Annotated in this window: 4 protein-coding genes; 3 read left to right on the top strand and 1 reads right to left on the bottom strand. The window is 51.4% G+C overall.

Translation table 11 applies throughout. The features are described 5' to 3' along the window. The first annotated feature begins 52 nt into the window (after positions 1-52). Together ompD and NNN64_RS22530 are read left to right on the top strand one after the other, a co-directional pair. Positions 53-1,132, top strand: a complete 1,080-nt coding sequence (gene ompD, locus NNN64_RS22525) for a porin OmpD (protein WP_271442843.1) — start codon at positions 53-55, stop codon at positions 1,130-1,132. Positions 1,133-1,215: 83 nt separating this feature from the next. Continuing rightward, on the top strand, positions 1,216-1,656 hold the full coding sequence (locus NNN64_RS22530) for a GFA family protein (RefSeq protein WP_442870715.1): 441 nt from the start codon (positions 1,216-1,218) through the stop codon (positions 1,654-1,656). On the opposite strand, the gene NNN64_RS22535 is transcribed toward NNN64_RS22530, so the two are convergent. Then, the gene (locus tag NNN64_RS22535; protein WP_271442844.1) at positions 1,657-3,144 is read right to left on the bottom strand and encodes an MFS transporter; all 1,488 of its coding nucleotides are present in this window, start codon (positions 3,142-3,144) and stop codon (positions 1,657-1,659) included. Positions 3,145-3,261: 117 nt separating this feature from the next. Here NNN64_RS22535 and NNN64_RS22540 point away from each other — a divergent pair, with 117 nt between their 5' ends. Then, positions 3,262-3,840: a TetR family transcriptional regulator gene (locus NNN64_RS22540; RefSeq protein ID WP_271442845.1), complete on the top strand. Its 579-nt coding sequence runs from the start codon at positions 3,262-3,264 to the stop codon at positions 3,838-3,840. The last annotated feature ends 84 nt before the right edge of the window (positions 3,841-3,924 follow it).

Consider the following 3,924-nt stretch of genomic DNA (forward strand, 5'->3'; position numbering starts at 1 on the left):
TTAGCAATGGTCTAGGAAACACACAAAGAAAAAATTATAAGGATTATTTAGAATGAAACTTAAATTAGTTGCAGTGGCAGTGACTACCCTGTTGGCAGCGGGTGCGGTAAACGCAGCTGAGATTTATAACAAAGACGGTAACAAACTGGATCTGTACGGTAAAGTTCACGCTCAGCATTACTTCTCTGACGATACCAGCAACGATGGTGACAAAACTTACGCGCGTCTGGGCTTCAAAGGCGAAACTCAGATCAACGACCAACTGGTTGGTTTCGGCCAGTGGGAATATGAATTCAAAGGCAACCGTTCTGAAGATCAAGGTTCCGAAGCAGACAAAACCCGTCTGGCATTCGCTGGCCTGAAATTCGCTGAATACGGTTCTTTCGACTACGGTCGTAACTACGGCGTAGCTTACGACATCGGCGCATGGACTGACGTCCTGCCAGAATTCGGCGGTGATACCTGGACCCAGACTGACGTCTTCATGACTCAGCGTGCTACCGGCGTTGCAACTTACCGTAACACTGACTTCTTCGGTCTGGTTGAAGGTCTGAACTTTGCTGCTCAGTATCAGGGCAAAAACGACCGCAGCAAAGACGTTGAAGCGAACGGCGACGGTTTCGGTCTGTCTTCTACTTATGAATACGAAGGCTTCGGCATCGGTGCAACCTATGCGAAATCTGACCGTACTGATGACCAGATGCGTGATGGTAACAACGAATTCTACGCTTCCGGTAAAAACGCAGAAGTATGGGCTGCTGGCCTGAAATATGATGCGAACAACATCTACCTGGCAACCACCTACTCTGAAACCCGCAACATGACCAAGTTCGGTAAAGTTAACGGTATCGCTAACAAAACGCAGAACTTTGAAGCTGTTGCTCAGTACCAGTTCGACTTCGGTCTGCGTCCGTCCATCGCTTACCTGAAATCCAAAGGTAAAGATCTGGGTGTTTACGGCGACCAGGATCTGGTTGAATACATCGATCTGGGTGCGACCTACTACTTCAACAAAAACATGTCTACCTTCGTTGATTACAAAATCAACCTGCTGGACGACAACAAATTCACTTCTGACGCCCGTGTTAGCACTGACAACATCGTGGCAGTTGGTCTGAACTACCAGTTCTAATTTTGTTGTAAGTTGAATACAAAGCCAGTCCATCCAGGGCTGGCTTTTTCTCTTGATGTAGACTCGGTCATAAGGAGTATGCCGTGCAGACGTTCACTGGTCGTTGTCTTTGCGGACAGAGTCATTTTACCGTAAACGTCGAAATGCTTGATGTCTATGCCTGCCACTGCACGCTGTGCCAGAAGTGGTCCGGTGGTGTCGCCATGTATCTGGAAGCCTGCGGTCATCCACTACTGTCCCCTGATTCAGCAGAACCTTCGCACTTTCCCTCATCAACGCGCGGAGAACGTTTCTTCTGTTCCGGCTGTGGATGCCCCTTATGGTTTACACTGACCGATAGCGATCGCTACTTTATTCCGTGGACATTGCTGGAGCTGAATGAGGTCGATCGTCGCCGTCTGATTCTGGCGGCTGAAATCTATACCGAAACACAGCCTGCTTTCTGGAGGTTGACGGGGCAATACGCTCGCCTGAGTGGAAAAGAAGTCGAAGCGATGGATTACCCCTGTCATTTAGCTCACTAGTTATTGACGGTTCACTTTTGCCAAGCTGAACCACATCCCTACCGCTAATACGATAAGCATGCTGCCAGCGCTGCTCAATGCCACGCTGTGCGACCAGGTAAATGCTTCTCTGGCAGCTGCAAGCAACGCGTCGCTAAGAGACGGCGAAAGCGAATGTGCTAATTGCACCGCCTCGCCCATTGACGATGAAGCACGTTCCAGCTCCTGCGCATTGAGGCCGGCAGGCGGTAGAATCGACGCGGAAAAACTACGGCTTAGCAAGAGACCAAAAATCGCGATCCCAAGACCGGCCCCCAGTTCATAGGCCATGGTTTCGATAGCCCCCGCAGCGGCGGCTTTTTCAGCCGGGGCTGCCGCCATAATGGCCGCCGTTGAGGCCAGTAGCGCGCTGGCGGCACTGAACCCCAGTAACGCCATTAATATCCAGGCCTGGATCTGCTGAGTGCTGAAATCCGTCATTGCCAGGCCGTAGAAACTGACTGCACTCAACGCCATACCTGCCGTTGCCACGCAGCGCAATCCCAGCCGTGAAACCAACATACCAGCAATCGGGCCGCTGAAGCCACTTGCCAGCATGACGGGTAGCATAAACAGCCCCGCTTGATACGGCGTTAAACCGTGAACAAACTGTAATTCCTGGGCCATCAGCAACTCGAACCCTACCAGGGTGATCATCGCAGTCATCGCCATTACCACGCCGCTTAAGATAATGCGATGGGTGAACAACCGCATATCAATCATCGGACGTGAGGCCGCGAGTTGAATACGCACAAATTTCCACAACAGCACTGCTCCGGTTAGCAGCGTCAATACGATAACCCCGGTCGCCATATGCCCTTTTAGCGCCGTTTTAGCACTGTAAACCAGCAGTAAAATCGCCACGATCAACATAATCGCATGGCCAAAATTTAACGACTGATCGCGACGTCCGCTCTGGCGTGGTACGTAACGTGCGGTCAATGTCATCACCACCAGAACAATGGGCACATTGATTAAGAACACTGAGCCCCAGTAGAAATGCTCCAGTAACATACCACCGACTAAGGGACCAAATGCCGCACCGCCGGAACCGACGGCAGCCCAGACGCCAAGCGCCATATTGCGATGACGTTGTTCGGCAAAGGTGGCGCGAATACCTGCCAGTGTCGCCGGAACGATCATCGCCGCACCAATGGCCAGCACGGCCCGGGTCGCGATTAGCCAACCAGCACTGTGAGCAAACGCGGCAGCCAGCGATGCCAGACCAAATAGCCCACCACCCAGCATCAGCAAACGTTTAAAGCCGATGCGATCGCCCAACGCCCCCATCGGTAACACCATACCGGCCATCACCAGAGAATAGATATCAATGATCCACAGCAGCTCGTTACCACTGGCACCCAGCGTCATACTCAGCGTGGGCGCGGCAACGTGCAGCACCGTTGCATCAATCGCAACAGGGATGTAGACCAGCACAATAATCACTAACGTTAACCACTGACGAAACATAAAACTCCCTACAAAACTGAAACTGGACACATGTCCAGCTTTAGCGATCCTACGGAAAATTGAACGCATGTCCAACTTTTTGTTAAACTGCCAATAATGTGAATATAGGGAGGATGTATGAGCTATATGAATCGGGATGAACGTCGGGAATTGATCCTGCAGGCGGCAATGCGCGTGGCGCTTGAAGAAGGATTTTCCGCCATGACCGTGAGACGTATTGCCACGGAGGCTCAGGTAGCGACCGGGCAACTGCATCATCATTTTACCTCTGCCGGTGAGCTCAAATCCCAGGCATTTGTCCGCCTGATCCGCACCCTTCTTGATGCCGAACTGGTCAGTGAAAATGCAACTTACCGTGAACGACTTCATGCCATGTTGGGAAGTGAAGACGGTGGGTTCGAACCGTATATCAAGCTGTGGCGCGAAGCGCAGATCCTGGCCGATAAGGACCCGGAAATCAAAAGCGCTTACCTGCTCACAATGCGTATGTGGCATGAAGAAACCGCCGCAATCATTACCCACGGGCAGAAAGCGGGTGAATTCTCCTCAGCGCCTGATGCCGCCGACGTCGCCTGGCGTTTAATTGCGCTGGTTTGCGGACTGGATGGGATGTATATGCTGGGCTTTGCAGAAATGGCCGATCCGGCTTTCGATCGCCACCTGGATCGCATGATAACGCTAGAGTTATTTATTTGATGTTATACATGAATTAACAATACATCTTTTCAGTTTACAATTAGTAACACTTAAGCAACGTGTTATTACTCTGACACGCCGCGT

The sequence above is a fragment of the Citrobacter sp. Igbk 14 genome (assembly GCF_028069825.1).
Taxonomy (GTDB): domain Bacteria; phylum Pseudomonadota; class Gammaproteobacteria; order Enterobacterales; family Enterobacteriaceae; genus Citrobacter.

Excerpts from the sequence above, each read along its gene's own strand:
- ompD (WP_271442843.1), top strand. The coding sequence starts at position 53 with ATGAAACTTAAATTAGTTGCAGTGGCAGTGACTACCCTGTTGGCAGCG.
- NNN64_RS22535 (WP_271442844.1), bottom strand. The coding sequence starts at position 3,144 with ATGTTTCGTCAGTGGTTAACGTTAGTGATTATTGTGCTGGTCTACATC.
- NNN64_RS22540 (WP_271442845.1), top strand. The coding sequence starts at position 3,262 with ATGAGCTATATGAATCGGGATGAACGTCGGGAATTGATCCTGCAGGCG.